This window comes from Collinsella sp. i05-0019-G5, from assembly GCF_042851345.1.
Classification (GTDB): domain Bacteria; phylum Actinomycetota; class Coriobacteriia; order Coriobacteriales; family Coriobacteriaceae; genus Collinsella.
Genome location: NZ_AP031421.1, coordinates 739,770 through 760,260, shown reverse-complemented (window position 1 = coordinate 760,260; position 20,491 = coordinate 739,770). Strand labels below are relative to the sequence as shown.

Below are 20,491 nucleotides of genomic sequence, written 5' to 3'. Positions count from 1 at the left end.
CTGCACATCATTCCTAACACCACTTATATAACGTATTAGATGAGTCGCGATGTGCCTCGCATTTCGTTCTGCTACGATTGCCACGTTGGCATCAATACAGGAGGGCTCATGCCGGGCTTGGGAACAATCATCAACGTTGTGCTTTTAGTTGCGGGCGGTCTTTTGGGATTAGCGGGCGGCCGCTTCATCACACCGCGCATCCAAGACACGCTCATGAAAGCATCGGGGCTGTGCGTCCTGTTTATCGGCCTTGGCGGCACCATGCAAAAGATGCTCCTTATCGATGGGAAGGCGCTAGCGACCACCGGCACCACCATGCTCATCGTCTCATTTGCGCTCGGTTCGCTCATCGGCGAGGCCGTCAACTTGGAAGCCGCCATCGAGAACCTTGGCGAATGGCTCAAGCGAAAAACCGGCAGCGAGGGTGACAACGAGTTCACCAACGCCTTTGTCTCGACATCGCTCACGGTGTGCATCGGCGCCATGGCCATCGTGGGCTCGATTCAGGACGGTCTGCTCGGTGACTGGTCAACGCTTGCCTTGAAAGGCGCATTGGACTGCATCATCGTCTGCACCATGACGGCGTCGCTTGGCCGCGGCTGCATTTTCTCCGCCCTGCCCGTCGCCGTGTTCCAGGGGACGATCACGTTGTTTGCCGGCGCGCTCTCCCCCATCATGACCACGGCAGCCCTCGACAGCCTTTCGCTCGTAGGCTCCATGCTCATCTTCTGCGTCGGCGTCAACCTCATCCGTCCTCAGACCTTCCGCACGGCCAATATGCTCCCCTCCGTCGTCATCGCCGTCATCTACGCCCTCCTGTTCTAAATCTATCAACGCAGCGGTATCTCGAACATCTGTTTGATGCTGTGCTATGATATGAGGTCACCGTAGCTGCGTTAGGAGAGGAGAAGCGGTGGCCGACCAGGACATCAAGATGCTCATCGAGCGCATTATGGCCGAGGCCCGGACCCATCAGTCCACCCGCTTCTCAAACGAAATCTACGCAGACGAGCCGATTCTCAAAACCGGCCGACAGATGCAGAATTTCCTCCCCGACCAGTACCGTAAAATGCGCGAGATATCGCGTTGGCAGGATGACCCCAAGGGCGGTGCGGGCCGCTGGCTTTCGGAAGCCGAGCTTTTTTACCGCCAGGGCCTGCTGATGGCCGACTTTGAGGACGACTGTCCCTACAACGGCACCTTTAAGTCGTACTTTCCCACCTACAACGCCATGAGCGACCGACAGCTGCGCGGCTACTTTACCTGGCGCGCCCAAGTGCGCCGCGGGACCGTCGAGGAAACGTCTACGTCCTTTGCCTTTCTGTATCTCTATGAGCTGATTTGCGGCATCGGCGTAGATAATCCGCTCGATGGTTTTAACAAGATCAAGGCCTTTTGGGATGCCTACCGCGCCTTTGAGCCCGGCATCGACCGGTTTGCACGCGTGTGGTTGCAGGACTACGCCGTGTTCCACGGGCTCGACCCCAAGCTGCTTCGTGATTCTAAAACCGTCATGTTCGATAACGCCCTTATCGAGCTGCGGCGCGCGGCACGAGACCTTGTACCGGCACCGGCACCGTCCGACCAGACCCCCAAACGTCGCAAAACCTCCGAGCCCACGCTCCCCCTTCCGCCCGATGAGGTGCGCGAGGAGCGACTCATGGCCGCCATCAACGCCCTCTCCACGTACAACCTAAGTAACTCGCGGCTCGACCGCAGCCACCACCGCGATCTGCGCCACGTGGCATGCGCCGTGTATGTCCGCATGTCGCGCTACTATGACACGCACCGAAAGACCGGCATCGTAGCGAGCTTGTTTGGGGAGGAGACGGCCATGCCCTACACCATGTTTGCCTCGGCCGTATTCTTTGCGCCCGAGCGCCACGAGGACTGCGAATACCGCCTGGATCCCATCCATATCTACCGTTGCCAAAACGGCTTTTGGGAATGTATGCGTATCCATGGTAGTAGGCAAAAGAGCAGCAAGCTCGGTGAAATGATGCGCGCCTGCGACCAACGCCTGCGCCTGGCGCTGGACCCCGCCCATCCCCTTAAGGAAGAAAAGGTCCCCAAATATCTGGCCAAGATTATCGATGACGAGATTGTGGCATGGCTTTCGTGGGACGCCGCACACCAGCCCGTCAAGATCGATATCGACCTGACTCAGCTGGGGCACATTCGGAGCGCCGCTGCGCAAACGCGCGAAGCACTTTTAATCGACGAAGAGCGCGAGGACGATGTGCCCACAGAGGTCGATACGGCGGAATCCGAGCAACCGGAAGCCAAGCCTGCGACCGACGTGATGGCCGAGCCGATCGCGGCGCCTACGGAGCGCAACAAAGCCGACGAGCCAACCATTTCCACCGAACAGTTTGGCGTCGTGGCACCGCTCCTCGCACCGACGCCAGCGGTCGTATCGACTGCACCCGCTGGCACCGCAACCGAACTCGCGCCCGCCGCAGATGCCTTCCTTCGCGCGCTGCTCGAGCAAAACGCAGCGCAAGCGACATTGGCGGTAGTGCAATCGGAGCAGAGCGAGGACATGCTCGTCGACAGCATCAACGAGGCGCTCTTTGACCTGGTGGGCGACACCGTTATTGAATTTGGCTCAGCAGGACCGCAAATTATTGAGGACTACGAAGCAGACGTGAGAGGATACCTAGACCATGAGTGATACCGCATCCGCAGCACCCCGCGTGCCCAAGCGCGTCGCCGCCGTCATTCTCAACTCGCTCAAGGGCGGCGTTGTCCCGCGCATCGGCCTTCCCTATATCACCGTGGGGCGAGAGGTCGAGATCCGTGCTCTGCTCACCGACCTGAGCCTCATCGCCGATGGCGGCGCAAGCTTCCGTTTCCTAGTCGGTCGCTACGGCGCCGGCAAGAGCTTTTTGCTCCAGACCATCCGAACGCATGCCATGGGCGAGGGCTTTGTGGTCGCCGATGCCGACCTTTCCCCTGAGCGCCGCCTACAGGGCGGCCAGGGCCAGGGCCTCGCTACCTATCGCGAGCTCATCCGCAACATATCGACCAAGACGCGCCCCGAGGGCGGCGCGCTCAACCTTATCCTGGATCGCTGGGTCGCCTCGTGTGCCGACGCCGACGAGACTGCCGTTAATGCCCAACTCGCTCCACTCGAAGAGATGGTCCACGGCTTCGACTTCGTCCGCATGCTCCGCCGCTACCGCACGGCAGTATCCGAGGGCGACGAAGAAGCTATGAGTCGGGTGACCAAATGGATTCGCGGCGAATACCGCACCAAGAGCGAAGCGCGAGCCGAGCTAGGCTCCTCGACCATCATCAGCGATGACGACTGGTACGACTACGTTAAGCTCATTGCGCGCTTTTTGGTCTGCAGCGGCTACAAGGGCATGCTGGTGCTCATCGACGAGCTCGTGAATCTGTACAAGATTCCCAACGCGATCACGCGCCAATATAACTACGAGAAGATCCTGACCATGTACAACGACACGCTCCAGGGCAAAGCGCAGTACCTGGGCATGATCATGGGCGGCACGCCAACCTCCATCGAAGACCGCCGCCGCGGCGTCTTTTCCTACGAGGCCCTTCGGAGCCGTCTCGCTCAGGGCCGTTTTGCGCGCGATGACCTCAAAGACATGCTCGCGCCCATCATCCGCCTGCAGCCGCTCACCTACGAGGAGCTGCTGGTGCTCATCGAAAAGCTCATGCAGATCCATGCCGGCTACTTTGGCTGGACGCCCACGCTTACCGAGAACGACTTGGTGGACTTCCTCAAGATTGAGTTTGGCCGCGTGGGAGCCGATACGCACTTGACGCCGCGTGAGGTCATCCGTGACTTTATCGAGCTGCTCGATATCCTGTGTCAAAACCCCGATGCCAACGTGGCCGAGTTGCTGCAAAGCGTCGGCGGCGACGCGTTGGCACCGGCAGCCGCAACAGGCGACACCGGCACCGCAGACGGCGACCGCAACTTCGCCGAATTCACCATCTAGCCTGCCAAAAAGGGACAGGTTTATTTTGGTAGGTTTTATCTGGGCAAACGCCGATGTTGCAAGATATCGAGCCGTTGCCCGTTGCGTTGATCGACCCGTTGATGAGAGGAGGTCCCATGAACGCTTTTGACCGATATGCCCCGTTTATCCAGGATTTCATTTACTCCCACGATTGGGAGAGTCTGCGCTCCATCCAGGTTGCGGCGGCAGATGCCATCTTCAACACGCAAGACAATGTGCTCCTGACGGCATCCACGGCATCAGGCAAAACTGAGGCGGCCTTCTTTCCCATCCTGACCGAGTTTTGGGAGAACCCGCCCGCGAGCGTGGGCGCCCTCTATATTGGCCCCCTCAAGGCACTCATCAACGACCAGTTCGTTCGTCTCAACGATCTGTGCGAAGAGGCCGATATCCCCGTCTGGCACTGGCACGGCGATGTCTCGCAGTCGCACAAGGCAAAGCTCATCAAAAAGCCGAGCGGTATCCTACAGATTACGCCCGAATCACTCGAGGCACTCCTGATCCACAAGCACATGGCAATCCCGCGTATGTTCTGCGACCTGCGCTATGTGGTCATCGACGAGGTCCACTCGCTCATGCGCGGTGACCGCGGCGGGCAGACGCTCTGCCTTATCGAGCGTCTCTCACGCATGGCAGGCGTGCAGCCCCGTCGCATTGGCCTTTCGGCCACCATCGGCGACCCCGAACGCACGGGTGCCTTTCTCTCACAGGGAACGGGACGCGACTGCGTTATCCCCCGTTTTGAGGAACCGCGCCGCGTGTGGCGCATCTCCATGGAGCACTTCTACAACTCGGGTCCCCAGGCACAGCAGCGAGGATTCGAGAGCACAGGTCCGCAGGAAGCTGAGGTGCTCGCATGCGAGCGCATTGAGACGGCACCACCCGCGGCACTGCCCGTCAGCACCCAAGGCATGCGCCCTAGCGGGCAACTCCCACAGGAGGAACGCCGCCAACGTCGCGAGCAGGCACGGGGCAAGGCTGCCCCCAAGGACAGTCGCACTTCCTCAGCCCCCGAGGGCGAAGTCGACATCCCGCAGGCAACCGAACAGGCACTGCTCAACCCCACCGACACCGCACCCGACAACGCCGACCCCGGCATGAGCTACATCTTTGAACATACCCGCGGCCGCAAGTGCCTGGTCTTTGCCAACTCGCGCGAGGAGGCAGAGGCCGTATGCTCCATGCTGCGCAGCTACTGCGAAAGCCGGCACGAGCCCGACCGCTTCCTTATCCATCATGGCAACCTCTCGGCATCGCTACGCGAGACCGCCGAGGAGCTCATGCGCGACGAGGAACAGGCACAGACAACCGTCACCACCTCCACGCTGGAGCTCGGCATTGACATCGGTCGCCTGGAGCGCGCGTTCCAGATCGATGCACCGTTTACCGTCAGCTCCTTTTTGCAGCGCATGGGGCGCACGGGACGCCGCGATCTTCCGCCCGAGATGTGGTTTGTCATGCGCGAGGAAGAGCCCGAGCCGCGCACGATGATGCCCGAGACCATTCCGTGGAAGCTCCTGCAGGGCATCGCGCTCGTACAACTCTATCGCGAGGAGAAGTGGGTCGAGCCGCCCGAGCTCGATCGACTCCCCTACAGTCTGCTCTATCACCAGACCATGTCGACGCTTGCCAGCACCGGAGAGCTCACGCCGGCCGAACTTGCCCAACGCGTGCTCACGCTCAGTTATTTCCACCGCGTCTCAGCCGATGACTATCGCGTACTGCTGCGCCACCTCATCAAGATCGACCACATCCAGGTCACCGAGGGCGGCGGGCTGATCGTGGGCCTCGCGGGCGAGCGCATCATTAACAACTTTAAGTTCTACGCTGTGTTCCAGGAAAACGAGGAGTTTACCGTTCGCAGTGAATCGGCCGAGCTGGGCACGATTGTCAACCCGCCACCGCCCGGTGAGCGCATCGCCATCGCCGGACATTGCTGGATTGTCGAAGAAGTGGACTGGAAGCGTCACACCGTCTTTGCCACGCAGGTCAAGGGCCGTGTGCCGGCCTACTTTGGCGACTGCCCCGGTGACATCAACACACATGTACTCGAGCGCATGCGCCAAGCGCTCACTGAGCACGCAGCATATCCGTACCTTATGGGTAACGCACGGGCTCGCTTGGCGCAGGCTCGTCATACCGCCGAGATTTCGGGCGCGGGAACTAAGCCGCTCATCAACCTGGGTGGCGACACCTGGGTGCTCTTCCCCTGGTTGGGCAGCTACGCCTTTTTGGCGCTCGAGCGCATGCTCAAGATTAAATGCGCCGCGGAGCTTGGCCTTCGCGGACTCGATCCGTCGCGCCCGTACTTTATGCAGTTTAAGATGAAGGCCGACGAGGAGACGTTCTTTGAGGTGCTCGCCGCCGAGGCCGAGAAGGACTTCGATCCCATCGAGCTCGTCTATCCCGGCGAGGTGCCTTACTTTGATCGTTACGATGAGTTCGTTCCCGAAGAGCTCGTGCGCAAGGGCTTTGCCGAAGGCGTGCTCGACATCGAGGGTATGAAGCAGCGCGTCCTCAGCTGGCGCGACCACGCCTAAGACCAGTCTTTTTGGGACGGGGAGATTTACTTGTCGTGAAGGACGGTGCCGAGGAACTCAGCGTCGAAGGGCACGGCTTCGGCAAAGGCGTAGTCGCCGTCGCTGGCGATGAGCAGGTAGTTCTCCTCGCCGCCGAACTCCATATCGCCACATGGGACCACCCAGGCGTGGGCGAACACCTCGAGCGCCGTGGCGGCGCAATCGCGCAGGAACGTCACGTCGCTCCCCTCGTTCGCGCTCACGATATTGGCAACGTAGATACCCCCGGGGTTCAGGCTGCCTCGCACCAAACGCAACGCCTCAACCGTCGCCAGCTCGCGTACGGGCTCGGCACCGCCAAAGCAATCACTCACGACCACATCGTAGCGACGATGGCCCACGCTCGTCACACCCAGATACGAGCGAGCCTCAGCGGTAATCACCCGCAAGCGGTCGCCCACCGCGCGCTCCAGCTCGTCCAGGTAGAACCAGCGGCGCGCCAGGCGCGTAATCTCTCCGTCATACTCGATGACGTCCATGCGCAAGCCCGCGTGTGACATCAGGGCGAACTTAGGATAAGCAAACCCGCCGCCGCCCAGCATAAGCATGCGGTCGATACCATGCCCGCAAGCATCACGCATTGCGTCCTCGGCCTCAAACACATCGTCAAATGCGCGATAGTACGCAAAGACCGGCTCCGCCCAACGCTCGCCAACGTAGCTTGCGCTTTGGTAGACGCCGCCTTGCACCAAGACGCGAATCTCATCGTCGCTCTCATTGTGCACGCGTTTCACACGCGCCAACCCATTGCGGGTTCGCGCAACCTGCAGACAGGCAGCACGAACAGCGACAGCAGCCGCACCAAGCGCCGCGGCTCCCAGAGCAACGCCGGCAACGACGCCGGCAGAAACACTCGGCTTGTTCATCTAGAGCTCCTTTTGCAGATAAAGGCCATGGTCATAAAATCCAAGATGGCGATAGTACTCGCGTGTGCCAATCGCGCTAATCACGTTGATGCGCGCATAGCCCGCGTCCCGAGCAATATGGCACGCACGCTCCACCAGCGACCGTCCCAATCCATGGTGCTGGGCCGCCTGGCCTTGATCCCCCACGCGCGCCGCCATGCCATACACGTGTACCTCGCGAATCATCGCCTCGTCCAGCATCGTCGGCAACTCGTCCGCATGTGCGGCAACAAAAGCGCGATCGGGCAGCGACAACCGCAAAAAGCCCGCGATCTTGCCCTGCGGCGTCACCCACTGCAAAAAGCGCTCGCGCGTCACCGGCGTCTCGTACGCCACTTCTTCGTCAAGGGTCAACTCGTCCAGGTCGGCACCCGCCGTGCTGATCTCGCGATAGCGAATCTCACGCACCGTCGCACCATCACCCCGAGCAGCCAGGCGGTTCTCAACGAGCTGGCGCAGGTTGGGCTTCTTGTTGCCCACCATGATGTCGTCGGAGCTAAAGTCGCGGATCATGCGACTGATGCGGCAGAACGCCGGTGTCACCACGATGTCGTCGGCCAGCACATCGAGCAGCTCTTCCTCGGTATAGGGACGCCACTCGCCGCGCTCATAGCAACCCACCAGACGCGAGCCCTCGATGAGCGCACACGGGTAGACCTTGACCTCGTCGGGCATAAAGGCCCCCTCGGTCATAAAGCACTCGTAGTCACGCTTGTCCCCCTCGGGCGTGGCGCCCAGCAAGTTGAGCATAAAATGCGCGTGGATCTTAAAGCCAAACAGGCGTGCAAGCGAAAACGCCCGCTCAATCTGCGCCACCGAAATGCGACGCTCGTTGATATCGAGCAGGTGCTGGTCGAGGCTCTGGATGCCCATCTGGATCTTGGTGCAGCCCAGGCGGCGGATGAGCGTGAGGGCCTGTGGCGTCACGGCATCGGGACGCGTCTCGATAACGAGGCCCACCACGCGATGCTTCGCCGTCTCGTTGATGCGCTGCTGACGTTCAAGCTCCTCCATCGTGGCCGTCTGCCACTCGGCGACCTGGCCCCACGGCGTACCGGGACCGTACAGACGACGCATCGCGCGGTTATAGCCACCCACGGCAGCATCCACACGCCCTTGCTCGTCGGCAACGCCGGTAGCGAGCTCGGCCTCGTCGGTCGCAATACCGGCAGCCCGATAGCGCTCGCGGCGCTCCGCTACCACCGGCGGCAGCGCATCGGCGGGCGCGTCATCGAGCAGGCGCCCCGCCTCGGCACGGCTGATGCCCGGACGCGCCAACATGGGATTAGCCGCCACACCAGCCACGGCATCGTCATTGAGCGCACGGAAGAGCTCCGACATAAACCATGCCTGATACCCTTGCGGATAGTCGCTCCAGGTACCGCCAAGCACAATGAGCTCGATCTTATCGGTCGCATGCCCCATTTGAGAAAGCGCCGTCAAACGGGCACTCACCTGCAGATACGGGTCGAAGCAGTTTTGCTCCGCACGGGCGCACGCCGGCTCGGCATGCAGATAGCTTTTAGGCATGCGCAGATCGTTGGGGCAAAACAGGCAATCGCCCGAGCACGGCCAGGGCTTGGTGATGACGGTAATGGTCGCCACGCCCGAGGCCGTGCGACGAGGCTTCATACGCAGCACCTGCAGCAGTCGACGTTCCAGCTCGGCATCGACATTCCACCCAGCCCAACGAGCCGGCTCCTCACGTTTTACCCGCTGGTAAAACGGCAGCAGACGGCGCTTGGCCAAATCGCGTTTGTCGGCACCCTCACGGCGCGCCTCGGCATGTATCAGTTTGACGAGCGCTTTGTCGTCCACGTTCTCGCCATGACGCAGGGCCTCGAGTATGTTCAAGATAATCTGTTCCATGCCCCCATTGTAAAGGCAAAGGCGCCGGAGCCGTTCTCGGCTTCGGCGCCTTCATCAAACAGCGCGTCTATATCTTCGCCTAGGCTTTCGTCTGCCTCACTACTCCGAATCAAACGACATGTCGCCCGAACCGACCTCAAAACGATACGTAGCAGACTTATCCCCGTTATCGAATTCAAGATTCAAAATGGTCTCGCCATCGTAGCCAAGCGGAAGGAAATCGCTCTCGAAGTCGCCGCTGCCCAAGGTGAGGCTCGCCTTAAAGCCCGTAGAGTTCGGAACCGTCATCTCCACATCGCCCGAGCCCACACTCACGTCCATCGACTTCGCGGGGGCCTGATAGAGCTCGAACGTCACATCGCCCGAACCGACCTCAGCGCTGAGCGCATCAGTCACGCTGCCCGTAAACTCTACATCTCCCGCACCCAGGAAAAGGTCGAAACCATCACAGATGACACCGACAATCTGCAGATCACCCGAGCCCACGTGCGCGTTGACTCCCTTCAGATGTTCGGCAACACGGCGCGGCAGCTCGACCGTAACCGAGCGGTCAATTGCCTTACCGTCATCACTTCCAAACTGGGAAACCTTGAGCGTCGAGTCCTCGACGGATGCGATGTTTTGCGTCGCGGCCTTGGAGGCATCCATACCCTTGGCAACGCGCCCCCGCTCGATAACGCGAGCCTTGTTGCCATCAACAACCTTGACGTCCACCGAAGCCGCATTGATATCGAAATCGAGGTAGCGGAACTCATCGGCATCAAAAGTCATGCTCGAAAGTTGCTGAGGCCGAGCGGAATAGCTGCCGTCGTCCAAGAGATCGTCATCGTCAAACATATCGCCAAAATCAGACAAATGGCCAGATAGAATACCGGTCGTACGCACCATATCGGAATGAGCCAATAGCCGCGAAGTGCCAAAGACAAGTCCGATGATGAGCGCAAACGCTCCTATGCCAATGCCCAAGCGCACCTTGGATTCATGCGAAAGCTTCATCATTCACCACCCTCTTTGGCAATCGGCTCAGCGGTAGTCGCGGTAGCCACGTCAGTATCAACCGGAGCGGAAACATTCTGAGCCCTAGCGACCGCCGGTGCCGGACCAACCTGAATATCCCCGCGCGCCCAATCACCATCGAGCGCACGCGCTACCCAGTGATAGATGGGAATCGTAAAGAAGATCAGCGCGGCAAAGGGGCCGGCACCAAACAGGAACATCAGCAAAAAGAACAGCAGCCAGCATACGGCCCAATACGGGAACGACTGGAACGGGCCCTTCACCGGAGTCGAGCCAACCGCGGTGCCACTCGTCGCCTGCGCCGTAGCGGCATTGGCGGCCTGCGCACTCCAGCTTGCCGCTTGCGCCGCCTTGGCCGCAGCATCACTCGCCTGCGTTGCCGCCTCGGTAGCGCGCGCCGCCGCCTCATGGGTGCGTGCGCGCTCTGCCGCCTCGGCCTCGCGCTGACGAGCGCGGTCCTCGTTCTCAAACTCGATATCGTCCTCAATCTCATCGCTCGGATTGAGCAGCTCGTCCAGACTCACACCATAGAGCTTGGCGAGCGAGATCAGGTTCTCGGTATCGGGCGAGCTCTCCGCACGCTCCCATTTACTGACCGCCTGGCGCGACAGCCCCAGCTTTCGCGCCAGCCCTTCTTGGCTAAAGCCCTTGCTGCGGCGAAGGTCGGCGAGCCGCTGCGCAGTTTCTACATTCATGGTTCCTCCTTTGTGATGCCAGCCGTGCCGCCGGACCGTTTTTGTTCTTAAGGCGCCTTGCACAGTTAAAAATCTATCCGCCACCGCCAAAAGCATGCCACCTATTCTAGTGAGATTTTTGACAACCGGCGGTTGCGGGCACATATGAGCTGCGGAAATGTGTCCAAACAAAGCAATGACCCACGGCTCGGTTGTCCCCGTTGCGGCGTTAACGGTAGTATGGTCGTACTGTTTATTCCGCACCGCCAACGGAGGGAGTTCCGCGCCGTGAACCGCGATTTCGCCTCATCGCTCATCCAGCTCAACAATACGTTCTATCGCGAGCACTCCGCTTCCTTTTCCGATACGCGCCAGGCCCCGTGGCCCGGCTGGGTGCGCACCATGGATATCGCGCTCGAACAGCTCGACGTCGCCACGATCGAGCATCCCGTCCGCGTCTTCGATCTTGCCTGCGGCAATATGCGATTCGAGAACTTTGCCGCCGGCGGCGCACTTGCCGCCAAGGGCGTCGACGGCGCAAACCCCTCGGCAGATGCCAGCTGCCCGTTTGAGTTCTATGGTGTTGACTCGTGTCAGGATTTGGCTATCGATGCGCACGGTCACGCCCTGCGCATTCCCAACCTGCACTTCCAGGAACTCGACGTGCTCGACGCCCTCATGAAGCTCAACCCCGCCGAGACGCCCAACGTGCTTTTCGACGCCCCGCTCGCCGATATCTCGGTCTGCTTTGGCTTTATGCACCACGTGCCGTCGTGCGAGTACCGCGTACGCGTGCTCGACGCCCTGGTGCGGCAAACGCGCCCAGGCGGCATCATCGCCATCAGCTTTTGGGAGTTTATGAACGACGAGCGCATGGCGCGCAAGGCCGTTCGAGCCGAAGCCCGCGCCGAGCTCACCCCGCCGTTTGAGGGTTACGATTCCGTGCAGTTTGAAGCCGGCGACCACCTCATTGGCTGGCAAAACGACCGCCACGCCTACCGCTATTGTCATCACTTTGACGATCAGCAGATCACCGACCTGGTGCGCGGCGTGCGTACGTTCTACAAGAGCGGCGAGGTCCCCGTGCGCGAGCTTGAGCGTTTCCATGCTGACGGTCGTAGCGGCGAGCTCAACCGCTATGTGATTCTCAAGCGTCTGTAGGCACCGACGACTCGCCGCCGAGCCGCACCGCATCTTTCGGGCAAACTATGCCCACCTTTTTTCAACCCATTGACGGAACGCGCAGTTATGCGTTCCATACTTATGACCAAGGAGCCTCATGGGAGCCGTCCACGTTCGCACGCCTAAGAACTTTGTGCTCGAGGAGCGCTTGGAGCGCTACGCCGATGCGATTGAGACGAACCCCGAGGCATATGCCGGGGATTGGCGCGAGGCCTGCGCGCCAGTTGGCAGCAAGCCCTTCGAACACCTTCACCTGGATCTTGGCTGTGGCAAGGGAACGTACCTGGTAGAGCGCGCCACCCGCGAGCCGAACACGCTCTTTGTCGGTATGGACCAGGAGCCCATCTGCATCGCCTATGCCGCACAGAAAATCTGCGAGCAGGAACTGACCAACGCACTCGTCCTGCCCCGAGGCGCCACATCGCTGCCGCAGCTGTTTGCCGCAGGCGAGCTCGATGCCATCACCGTTAACTTTCCCACGCCGCAGCCCAAGGCCAAGTACGCCAAAAAACGACTCGTCCATGTCGACCATCTGATGCTCTATCGCCCGCTCTTTTCAGCCGGCGCCACCGTCACGCTGCGAACCGACAGCAAGCCATTGCGCGACTACGCCCTGGGGCAGTTTGCCGCGGCCGGCTACGGCACGCTTTGGGTTAGTGACGACGTCCGCCGCGACCATCCCGAGCATCCCGAGACCGAGTACGAGTGCCGCACGCGCGAGATGGGTGCTGTCGCCTACGGCATTTGTGCCACACCCGGCGAGAAGCCTACCGAAGAGCAACTCGCAGCAGGCCGAGCGCAGGAGCAAAGCCTTGCCTGCTACCTGCCCGATAACCTCGATGAGCTTACCTATGTGCCCCTCGGCATGGAAGAGGCCGTCGAGAACTTTAAAAACCGCGCCCGCAAGGGCAAGAAGCGTCTGCCGCAAGAGTCCTAGGGGCTTCTGATGGTCGCGACGTCGGCAAACAAGCGCGAATAGGCGCCGGCGAACGACCCTCAAGCCTAAGTGAGTAGACTTTTTTGCAATAGCCAAGCACAACCCGCGTAGCGAAAAATAAAACCGCAGGTAGAGCCCTTGTGCAAAAGCCATGTGCTCGCGACATCGCAAAAAGTCTACTCACTTAGCTGGCAACCGCACCAAACGGCCGGGCAGAACGCCCATTTCCTGCATTTTCTCGCGCGCTGGCACCCCGCGCCGCTGCTACGCCATAATAGTTGGCGGACAAACGGCGAGAGAAAGCAACCACATGGCACAGACCACGACAGATACTTCCGCCAGCACCGTTTCTGGCGCCGGCGCCGCCAGCTCGTTCTCGGGCGGCACGGGAACCGAAGCCGAATTCGGCTCGCTCGGCGCGCTCTCCCCCACCTGGTGGGAGCCCGAGGATGGTAGCGAGCCCGAACCATGGCTCACGCCCGATCAGGCCTTCGAACGCTTCTTTGAATGGACAAGCGACCGCGGTATTGAGCTGTGGGACCACCAGGAAGAGGCCCTCATGGATCTAGCCGCCGGTGACCATGTCATTTTGGGAACACCGACCGGATCGGGCAAGTCGCTTGTCGCGCTAGGCATGCTCTTTATGGGCATGGCACAGGGCAAGCGCTGTTATTACACGGCCCCCATCAAGGCTCTGGTCAGCGAAAAGTTTTTCGACCTTGTGCAGGTGCTCGGCCGCGATAACGTCGGCATGATCACCGGCGACACGCATATCAACACCAAGGCGCCCGTCATCTGCTGCACGGCAGAAATCCTTGCCAACGATGCACTGCGCGAGGGCGAGGGCGCCGACGTGGGCTGCGTCGCCATGGACGAGTTCCACTATTTTGCCGACCCCGACCGCGGCTGGGCCTGGCAGGTGCCACTGCTCACCCTGCCTCACACGCAATTCATGCTCATGAGCGCCACGCTCGGCGATGTCACTGCCATCGCCGCCTCACTCGAGGAACACACCGGCGCTACCTGCGACCTGGTCGTCGATGCCCCACGCCCCGTGCCGCTGAGCTACGACTACGTGACGACCTCCCTCGAGGGCACCGTCGAGCTCGCGATGCGCGGCGGAGAGGCCCCGCTCTATATCGTGCACTTTAGCCAGGATGCCGCCCTTGCGACGGCACAGTCGCTCGCCAACTTTGGCATTGCCAGCAAGGAGCAGCGCGAGGCCATCAAGGAGGCGGCCAAGGGCACGAGCTTCTCGACGGCCTTCGGCAAGATCCTCAAGCGTTTGCTTGGCTGCGGCGTCGGCGTGCACCACGCCGGTATGCTGCCGCGCTATCGCCTACTGGTCGAACGCCTGGCGCAGCAGGGCCTACTGCCCGTCATTTGCGGCACCGACACACTCGGCGTCGGTATCAACGTGCCCATCCACACCGTGGTGCTCACCGCGCTCACCAAGTTCGATGGCTACAAGATGCGTCGCCTGCGCGCCCGCGAGTTCCATCAGATTGCCGGTCGCGCCGGCCGCTCGGGCTTCGATACCGAGGGCATGGTCATCGCCGAGGCACCCGAGCACGAGATCGAGAATGCCAAGCTTATGGCCAAAGCGGGCGACGACCCCAAAAAGCTCCGTAAGATTAAAAAGAAGAAGGCCCCCGAGGGCTTTGTCACCTGGAACAAGCAGACCTTTGAGCGCCTGATCGAGACGCAGCCCGAAACGCTCAAGCCGCGCCTTCGCATCACACACTCCATGGTGATTAGCGTGGTCGAGCAGGGCGGCGATGCCCGTGCCCGCGTACACGACCTCATCGAGACAAGCCTGCAGACCCCCGAGGAAAAGACCAAGCTCGAGGTTCGCGCCGACGAAATCTTCGCCACGCTCATCGACTCCGGCGTCGTCGTGCGCACCGAGGTGCCGCCCGCGCCCGACGCCCCGACTGACGCCGCGCCGGACATCGACTATGCACTGACGGTCGATCTGCCCGAGGACTTTGCGCTCGACCAGCCGCTCTCGCCGTTCTTGCTTGCCGCATTGGAGCTGCTCGATCCCGAGAGCGAGACCTATACCATGGACCTGATCTCGATGGTCGAGGCAACGCTCGAGGATCCCAAGCAGGTGCTGCGCGCACAGGAGCGCGCCGCACGCGATCGCGCTATGGCCGAGATGAAGGCCGACGGCATTGAATATGAGGAGCGTCTGGAGCGCATTCAAGACGTCACGTACGAAAAGCCGCTCGAGGATTTGCTCGACGCCGCTTTTGACAAGTACTGCCAGGAGGTACCCTGGGCAAACGACTACCAGCTCTCTCCCAAGAGCGTCCTGCGCGATATGCTGGAGAGCGCGAGCGACTTTAAGGGCTATATCCAAAAGCTCGGCATCGCCCGCTCCGAGGGCATTTTGCTACGCTACCTGGCAGAGGCTTACCGTTCGCTTGACCGCACCGTACCCATTGAGAAGCGCGACGAGCGCCTGCGCGACATTATCTCGTGGCTGGGCTTTGTGGTGCGCTCGGTGGACTCGAGCCTGGTGGACGAGTGGGAGAACGCCGGCAATCCGGCTGCCCTCGACGCCGCGCCGCCGCAGGGCATCGACGAGGTCGTGGCGGACCGCCGCGGCTGCACGCTGCTGGTGCGTAATGCGCTCTTCCGCCGCGTAACCCTTGCCGCTCGCGAGCACGTTCGCGACCTGGGCGAACTCGACGACGACTGGGGCATGAGCGAGATCCGCTGGCAAAAGGCGCTCGATGCCTACCACGAACAGCACGAGGAGATCCTCACCGACGGAGATGCCCGCAGTGCCGCGATGTTTTCCATCGATGAGTCCGATGAGAAGACCGCGCACGTGTGGCACGTGCATCAGATCTTTGCCGACGAGGAAGGCGACCACGACTTTGGCATCATGGGCGATGTCGATCTGGACGCCACGCAAGACGGCGGCGAGGTCATCTTCAAAAACTACCGCGTCGGTTTTATCGAGGACCTGCTCGAGGACTAACCGAACATACTGGAACGAAACGAAGCGGGGCCGTTGGCAATATCGCCAGCGGCCCCGCTTTTGCACTAAACGCTATGCCTTACTCGGCATCCTCGACCTCATACGAATCCGCCTCGGCTGGTTCATCACCTGTCTCCGGCGCAGCCTCACGTGCCTCGTCAAAGGCAGCCTTCATGGTCTTGTTGCCCCACGTGAGCTTTCGAATGGTGAGTTCATCGGCTTTGTTGTGGGCCAGACGCAGATTCTCGGTACTGCGACGCAGGTCGTCCTTGGTCTTCTCGAGCTGCTTAATGGCGGCATCGATCTCCTTAATCGCCGACTCGAACTGCTTACTCGCCAGGTTGTAGTTGCGCGAGAAGCCGTCCTTGAACTTCTCCATCTTGGCTTCGAAGTTCGTAACATCGATATTCTGCTGTTTGTACTCCGCCAGCTCCTGCTTATAGCGCAGCGAACCCATGGCGGCGTTGCGCAGCAGCGTGATCATGGGAATGAAGAATTGCGGGCGGATCACGTACATCTTCTCATAGCGGTAACTCACGTCGACAATACCCGCGTTATAGAGCTCGCTCTCGGGCTCCAGCAGGGTGCAGAGCACTGCATACTCACAGCCCTTCTGTCGGCGATCGTGGTCGAGCTTCTTAAAGAAGTCCTCGTTCTTGTGCTTGGTCGCGGTCTCGTCGTTCTCGTTTTTCATCTCGAACATGATCGAGATGATCTCGTTGCCGCTCGCGTCGCACTCGCGGAAGATAAAGTCGCCCTTGGTACCCTCGGACGCATCGTTATCTTTCTCGAAGTACGCGTTAGGAAACGCCGTCATGCGCAGACGGTTAAACTCGGTCTCGCAGTGCTGCTCGAGCGACTCGCCCACCATCTTGGTGGACAGGCGGACCTTCATGTCCTTAAGGCGCTCAATCTCTTCATCCTTGTAGCGGATCAGCTCATCGCTCGCACGCTTGGCTTGAGCAAGCTCGAGCTCATGTGCCGCCTTTGCCTGTTCCTCGCGCGAATCGCGCACTGCCAGCTCACTCGTCAGTTTCGCACGTGCCTCGTCGCGCTCTCGCTCCGCCGCGGCGACTGCCTCCGACAGGTTCATTTTTGCCATCAGCTCCTGCTCGCGCAGCTGGGCACGCAGACCCTCAGCCTCTTGCTCAGATTGTACCTTTGCGGCGGAAAACTTCTCCTGTACCGTCGCGCGGTAGTCAGCAAGTGCACGTTCGGCCTCGCTGCGAGCGGCATCGAGATCACGCTGCGACTCTGCCGCGGCAGCGGCAAGCGCCATCTCCTGAGCCTTGTCCGCTGCGGCAAGCCTGGCCTGCAGCTCGGCAATCTGGGCATCACGTGCAGCTAAATCGTTTTGAGCAGCGTTGCGCGCCGCCGACTCGGCAAGCTTGGCTTCGTCATCTTTGCGCCCCAGCTGCGCACGCAAATTGTCGATCTCGCGCTGAAGCTCAGCATTCTCCTTCTGAGCATCGGCACGGGCCTCAACCGCCGCACGCTGGCTTGCGCTCTCGCGCTCTGCGGCAGCGCCCTCGAGCTTGGCGCGCAGCTCGACAAGCTCGGCATCGCGCTTGGCGACCTCTTGTGCCAACTCCCGAGCCGCAGCATTCTTCTGCTCAACGAGTTGTGCATCGCGCTGAGACTCCGCCTCCTGCAGGGCAGCCGTCGAACGCGAGCGCTCAAGCTCCAGCGCCTGCTCGCCCTCGCGCTGGACCGCCTTCACACGCTCGTCCAGGTCGCGCGAGAACTCAGCATCGCGCACCTGTTTGACGATGTCCGCATAGCCGGACGCATCGACCTTAAAAACTTCGCCGCAATGCGGGCACTTGATCTCGTTCATAACAGCTCCTCGATGGACGCAAATTTCAACCGCCTACACTCTACCGCGCCGCACGGACAAAAAAGGCGCCGCCACCATAATGGCAACGGCGCCAGAACCACCGCAAAGGTGCCTGTTCCCCTTGTGTTGGCTTGAGCTCTTACAGGTCGCGATAGTCGATCAGGCGAAGATCGGGTTGAGACTCGAGCCAAGCGCGCAGCTCAGGATCGATCAGCGCATCGACTTCCTTGGTACGATCAGTCGTAAGCGAGCTGTTCTCGAGGATAAAGCGATCAAGATAGCCCGGGTGACACACAAAAACGACCGTCTCGCCGTCGGATATCTCGCGAACCGTCTGCATAATCGAGTCCTTGGGTTCGTAGCCCGGCTCCATCGAATGCATCACCATGCGCAGGTCGGTATCTCCGCAATGCACCACCGCCGTGGGGTCGAAGCTTGCCTTTTGCTCCTTAAGGCCCAGCTCCTGGGCAACCGCCGAGATCGCTCGGTTAAGGTTTTCGCTCATGACGGCATGGGCCTCAAAGTAATCGGGCTCGCGGCCCACAATCTCGACAAAACGGTCGTGCTGTGCGCGGATCTCGATGCAGGCCTCGTCGAAGTCTATCAGCTCCTCACCGCGCTTAAAATGCTCACGGAAGGTACGGCTGCTATGGAACTCGCCGTTCTCGTTGAGCATGCTCGGGATGAGCGCCGGATCGGCGCACGGCTTGCCCAGGCACACGTTGGTATGCTGGCCCACTGCAATATCGGCATCCGCCACGAGCGACCACCCACGCTCGGCCTCGGGCATATTTGGCATAAGGCCCGCCGAGCGCACCAAGCCCTCGTTGACGCTGCGAGCAATCCCTAAGTCAACGGCATACGAATACCCGATATCATCGGCACGAATAAGCAATTGCTTCATAACGACTCCAATCTATGTGAAAACCACCACAAAAGTTCACTGTCCCCTTTGTGGTGGTTCTGGCACCCTATAGCCCAAAGAAGCTAAGAATCTGGTCGCGGCTTACGGGCTTGTACTCGTTGGCGTCGAGGCCCACATCGTAGCGGTAAATGGGGCGCTCGCGATCGCGGTTGCGCGCGTTGGTGCGGTCTCCCCTGCTGTGGATATGCCCGTGCAGCATGATGGCGCCACGCGCCTTGCCATTCCAGCTAAGCATGGGGTAGTGGCTCATAACCAGACGATGGCCCTTGGCATAGCCGGGGGCAATCTCCAGATAATCACGCACGTCTTCCCAAATTTGCGGCACGTCGGGATCTTCCCAATCGCCGTCATGGTTACCACGGATGAGCGTCACGTTTTGGCAGGCAATACGCTCGCGCAGGCGCACCGCCTCCGCCAGGGGCAAACGATAGGTAAAGTCACCCAGAATGTAGAGACGGTCATCCACAGCCACGCACTCATTGATGGCATCGATGACCTTGCGATTCATCTCCTCGACCGAGCCAAACGGCCGGTCCATGTCGTGCAAGATATTCGTATCGCCCAGGTGCAGATCGGCGGTAAACCACATCATCGTCTCTGTCCTCATTTCGCAACGTGTTCAACTCGTGCTAAGTATACAGACGCAGCGATGCGGCGGTTATCCAAAGAACCCGCCGAACAGTCCGCGGCGGCGCTTGTCTTGCTTTTTCGAAGCGTCACCCTGGGTATTCTTATCCTGCCGCTTCTTACAATCCCGCTCCAACTCATCGTCATCGAGTAGCATATCCCACTCAAACGGATCGTCTGTCAGATCGAACTGGTCGTCGTCATCAAACATGGCAGTCTCCCTTACCGATTAGCGTGCATCCACCACGTAGAGTCCAACACGCACCTGATGCCACGGGCTGCGCTCGGGAGCAACCTGTTGCACGCGGGCCTCAAATACGTCCTCATGGCCGTAATACATCATCAAGGACAGCGGGCCGACCTCGTTTCCCGGAACATAGCCAAGCTTGGTGTTGCCACAGTAAATCGCAACCGCCTCGGGATCATGGGGATTATCGCGCTCGGCGCACAGCGTCAGTTTATCGCCCACTTTAAGATCGCCTAGGACCAAAGCGCCGTCGGCATATTGAAATCCTGCGATATGAAATGACAGAAGAACACGTGAAGGCTCGTACATGGCAACTCCTCTAACGGCCGGATAAACCAACGCTTAACCTCACTGAGAAGTTTACGGGCCCGTGCGGACACGAATTCACCCGCTCGCGCCTTTCACCCAGTTGCCGCAACGCTTGCGAGACAGAGCGCTTGCAGATAAGATAGGGGTACGGATGGCACCCGTGGCAGCGGGTCTTGCCAACTCCGATACACGTTTTCATCGTGAGAAGTGGCCGTCTTCGCTTACGCGGGGGCGGCTATTTCATTCGGCCGATAAACAGGCCGAGTTCGATAGCCGCGATTAACAACGCCAGTAACGAAATAACATCGCTTACGTTCATACCAATTCCCTTCTAAAGGGAGTTGGCCCATCCGTACCCCATAGCAGTAGTCTAACGTTAATGACAGGTAATAGGAACAC

The 20,491-nt window shown here is 60.4% G+C and carries 16 protein-coding genes; 7 read left to right on the top strand and 9 right to left on the bottom strand.

Going from position 1 to position 20,491, the window contains the following annotated elements:
- Nucleotides 1–39 precede the first annotated feature (39 nt).
- From ACGHIZ_RS03385 to ACGHIZ_RS03370, 4 genes are all read left to right on the top strand, one after another.
- Nucleotides 40–825 carry a DUF554 domain-containing protein gene (locus tag ACGHIZ_RS03385; protein WP_346973581.1) on the top strand — a complete coding sequence of 262 codons (786 nt, stop codon included), beginning with the start codon at nt 40–42 and terminating at the stop codon, nt 823–825.
- Between the two features lie 88 nt (nt 826–913).
- Nucleotides 914–2,674 (top strand): TerB N-terminal domain-containing protein, encoded by a 1,761-nt coding sequence (locus tag ACGHIZ_RS03380; RefSeq protein WP_368141087.1) that lies wholly within the window; start codon nt 914–916, stop codon nt 2,672–2,674.
- A complete protein-coding gene (locus ACGHIZ_RS03375; protein ID WP_368141086.1) occupies nt 2,667–3,971 on the top strand; it encodes an ATP-binding protein in 1,305 nt (434 codons plus the stop codon). Before ACGHIZ_RS03380 ends, ACGHIZ_RS03375 begins: the two co-directional genes overlap by 8 nt.
- 116 nt (nt 3,972–4,087) lie before the next feature.
- Nucleotides 4,088–6,532 carry a DEAD/DEAH box helicase gene (locus ACGHIZ_RS03370; protein WP_368141085.1) on the top strand — a complete coding sequence of 815 codons (2,445 nt, stop codon included), beginning with the start codon at nt 4,088–4,090 and terminating at the stop codon, nt 6,530–6,532.
- A 26-nt stretch (nt 6,533–6,558) separates the two neighbouring features.
- On the opposite strand, the gene ACGHIZ_RS03365 is transcribed toward ACGHIZ_RS03370, so the two are convergent.
- From ACGHIZ_RS03365 to ACGHIZ_RS03350, 4 genes are all read right to left on the bottom strand, one after another.
- Complete coding sequence (locus tag ACGHIZ_RS03365) at nt 6,559–7,437, bottom strand: spermidine synthase (RefSeq protein ID WP_368152546.1); 879 nt, start codon at nt 7,435–7,437, stop codon at nt 6,559–6,561.
- Nucleotides 7,438–9,345: an elongator complex protein 3 gene (locus ACGHIZ_RS03360; protein ID WP_390449181.1), complete on the bottom strand. Its 1,908-nt coding sequence runs from the start codon at nt 9,343–9,345 to the stop codon at nt 7,438–7,440.
- A 99-nt stretch (nt 9,346–9,444) separates the two neighbouring features.
- Nucleotides 9,445–10,341, bottom strand: a complete 897-nt coding sequence (locus ACGHIZ_RS03355) for a DUF4097 family beta strand repeat-containing protein (RefSeq protein WP_368141082.1) — start codon at nt 10,339–10,341, stop codon at nt 9,445–9,447.
- Complete coding sequence (locus ACGHIZ_RS03350) at nt 10,341–11,057, bottom strand: helix-turn-helix domain-containing protein (protein ID WP_196032178.1); 717 nt, start codon at nt 11,055–11,057, stop codon at nt 10,341–10,343. Before ACGHIZ_RS03350 ends, ACGHIZ_RS03355 begins: the two co-directional genes overlap by 1 nt.
- A 219-nt stretch (nt 11,058–11,276) precedes the next feature.
- On the opposite strand from ACGHIZ_RS03350, the gene ACGHIZ_RS03345 reads away from it, so the two are divergent.
- From ACGHIZ_RS03345 to ACGHIZ_RS03335, 3 genes are all read left to right on the top strand, one after another.
- A complete protein-coding gene (locus tag ACGHIZ_RS03345; RefSeq protein ID WP_368155431.1) occupies nt 11,277–12,197 on the top strand; it encodes a hypothetical protein in 921 nt (306 codons plus the stop codon).
- 118 nt (nt 12,198–12,315) lie between these two features.
- A complete protein-coding gene (locus ACGHIZ_RS03340; RefSeq protein ID WP_368141080.1) occupies nt 12,316–13,155 on the top strand; it encodes a tRNA (guanosine(46)-N(7))-methyltransferase TrmB in 840 nt (279 codons plus the stop codon).
- A 310-nt stretch (nt 13,156–13,465) separates the two neighbouring features.
- Nucleotides 13,466–16,147 carry a DEAD/DEAH box helicase gene (locus ACGHIZ_RS03335; RefSeq protein WP_390449176.1) on the top strand — a complete coding sequence of 894 codons (2,682 nt, stop codon included), beginning with the start codon at nt 13,466–13,468 and terminating at the stop codon, nt 16,145–16,147.
- 79 nt (nt 16,148–16,226) lie between these two features.
- Here ACGHIZ_RS03335 and ACGHIZ_RS03330 read toward each other — a convergent pair whose 3' ends face one another.
- The 5 genes from ACGHIZ_RS03330 to ACGHIZ_RS03310 form a co-directional block, all read right to left on the bottom strand.
- Entirely contained in the window at nt 16,227–17,984 is a 1,758-nt protein-coding gene (locus ACGHIZ_RS03330) for a DUF2130 domain-containing protein (RefSeq protein WP_225093324.1), read from the bottom strand.
- 139 nt (nt 17,985–18,123) lie between these two features.
- The gene (locus tag ACGHIZ_RS03325; protein ID WP_390449173.1) at nt 18,124–18,888 is read right to left on the bottom strand and encodes a ChbG/HpnK family deacetylase; all 765 of its coding nucleotides are present in this window, start codon (nt 18,886–18,888) and stop codon (nt 18,124–18,126) included.
- Between the two features lie 67 nt (nt 18,889–18,955).
- Nucleotides 18,956–19,501 carry a metallophosphoesterase gene (locus ACGHIZ_RS03320; protein WP_225093322.1) on the bottom strand — a complete coding sequence of 182 codons (546 nt, stop codon included), beginning with the start codon at nt 19,499–19,501 and terminating at the stop codon, nt 18,956–18,958.
- A 66-nt stretch (nt 19,502–19,567) separates the two neighbouring features.
- Nucleotides 19,568–19,747, bottom strand: coding sequence for a hypothetical protein (locus ACGHIZ_RS03315; protein ID WP_225093321.1), 180 nt, complete (start codon nt 19,745–19,747; stop codon nt 19,568–19,570).
- A gap of 18 nt (nt 19,748–19,765) precedes the next feature.
- Complete coding sequence (locus tag ACGHIZ_RS03310) at nt 19,766–20,092, bottom strand: HIRAN domain-containing protein (RefSeq protein WP_128620442.1); 327 nt, start codon at nt 20,090–20,092, stop codon at nt 19,766–19,768.
- Nucleotides 20,093–20,491 lie beyond the last annotated feature (399 nt).

What these genes read in the sequence shown, in the direction of transcription:
- ACGHIZ_RS03330 (WP_225093324.1), bottom strand. Translation starts at nt 17,984, where the DNA reads ATGAACGAGATCAAGTGCCCGCATTGCGGCGAAGTTTTTAAGGTCGAT.
- ACGHIZ_RS03370 (WP_368141085.1), top strand. Translation starts at nt 4,088, where the DNA reads ATGAACGCTTTTGACCGATATGCCCCGTTTATCCAGGATTTCATTTAC.
- ACGHIZ_RS03355 (WP_368141082.1), bottom strand. Translation starts at nt 10,341, where the DNA reads ATGAAGCTTTCGCATGAATCCAAGGTGCGCTTGGGCATTGGCATAGGA.
- ACGHIZ_RS03375 (WP_368141086.1), top strand. Translation starts at nt 2,667, where the DNA reads ATGAGTGATACCGCATCCGCAGCACCCCGCGTGCCCAAGCGCGTCGCC.
- ACGHIZ_RS03325 (WP_390449173.1), bottom strand. Translation starts at nt 18,888, where the DNA reads ATGAAGCAATTGCTTATTCGTGCCGATGATATCGGGTATTCGTATGCC.
- ACGHIZ_RS03365 (WP_368152546.1), bottom strand. Translation starts at nt 7,437, where the DNA reads ATGAACAAGCCGAGTGTTTCTGCCGGCGTCGTTGCCGGCGTTGCTCTG.
- ACGHIZ_RS03385 (WP_346973581.1), top strand. Translation starts at nt 40, where the DNA reads ATGAGTCGCGATGTGCCTCGCATTTCGTTCTGCTACGATTGCCACGTT.
- ACGHIZ_RS03320 (WP_225093322.1), bottom strand. Translation starts at nt 19,501, where the DNA reads ATGATGTGGTTTACCGCCGATCTGCACCTGGGCGATACGAATATCTTG.
- ACGHIZ_RS03340 (WP_368141080.1), top strand. Translation starts at nt 12,316, where the DNA reads ATGGGAGCCGTCCACGTTCGCACGCCTAAGAACTTTGTGCTCGAGGAG.
- ACGHIZ_RS03360 (WP_390449181.1), bottom strand. Translation starts at nt 9,345, where the DNA reads ATGGAACAGATTATCTTGAACATACTCGAGGCCCTGCGTCATGGCGAG.
- ACGHIZ_RS03350 (WP_196032178.1), bottom strand. Translation starts at nt 11,057, where the DNA reads ATGAATGTAGAAACTGCGCAGCGGCTCGCCGACCTTCGCCGCAGCAAG.
- ACGHIZ_RS03335 (WP_390449176.1), top strand. Translation starts at nt 13,466, where the DNA reads ATGGCACAGACCACGACAGATACTTCCGCCAGCACCGTTTCTGGCGCC.
- ACGHIZ_RS03310 (WP_128620442.1), bottom strand. Translation starts at nt 20,092, where the DNA reads ATGTACGAGCCTTCACGTGTTCTTCTGTCATTTCATATCGCAGGATTT.
- ACGHIZ_RS03315 (WP_225093321.1), bottom strand. Translation starts at nt 19,747, where the DNA reads ATGTTTGATGACGACGACCAGTTCGATCTGACAGACGATCCGTTTGAG.
- ACGHIZ_RS03345 (WP_368155431.1), top strand. Translation starts at nt 11,277, where the DNA reads ATGGTCGTACTGTTTATTCCGCACCGCCAACGGAGGGAGTTCCGCGCC.